At 54.0% G+C, this 600-nt stretch carries 1 protein-coding gene and 1 pseudogene; both read right to left on the bottom strand.

Annotated elements, in window-relative coordinates; translation table 11 throughout:
- The coding region (locus PFER_RS00010) for an archaellin/type IV pilin N-terminal domain-containing protein (RefSeq protein ID WP_048147706.1) at positions 1 to 214 on the bottom strand (214 nt) is incomplete at its 3' end.
- Positions 215 to 225: 11 nt separating this feature from the next.
- Positions 226 to 600: pseudogene (locus PFER_RS00005) on the bottom strand (flagellin); the annotation flags it as partial.

Raw genomic sequence — 600 nt, 5'->3', positions numbered from 1 at the left:
TGGTTATCTTTGATGTGTCCGGGGTGTATCCCACAATACTGTTGACCTTTATGCCGCTCGCGACCTCCTGGGTGGTTTCCCTGCCGGTGCTGGAGGCCTTCTGCTGGAGGAAGCCGCTCGTGTTAATAAGCACGGCGGCAGCCACGGCAGCCACTAAAATCATGGCTATGAACACTATCAAAGTCCCAATACCAATAGCTCCCCTCTTCCTCATATCACATCACCTCACTGAAGCTCCACCACGGTGCTCGTGTATGAGGTGGGCGTGGTGAACTCAATAACGCCTGGAGCACCGAACTCCGGGATCACTTTGCCCGTTATCTTCTGCCTTACACCTATGCTGCTGCCGAAGAGTGCGTTAACGTCAACGGTGAGAATTGCCAGGTCCCCCTTGTTGAGGGTCGGGGTGCTCGGGGAGTTCTTGAGAGAACCGTCGTAGTCCTGCACAACTATAACACCAAAGTTGGTTCCGGATGTAAAGTTCCAGGCATCCAAGCTTGTGTTGAAGATGTTGCTCGGGAGGGTCGTGGTTATGTTACCGGAAGCGTAGCTCACAACACCCTGCTTTGAGCCGTCGCTCAGGATGACCTGGGTGTTGCT

Source organism: Palaeococcus ferrophilus DSM 13482 (assembly GCF_000966265.1).
Lineage (GTDB): Archaea > Methanobacteriota_B > Thermococci > Thermococcales > Thermococcaceae > Palaeococcus > Palaeococcus ferrophilus.
The sequence above is the reverse complement of the archived record's forward strand: the minus strand, read 5'-3'. Positions and strand labels throughout refer to the sequence as shown.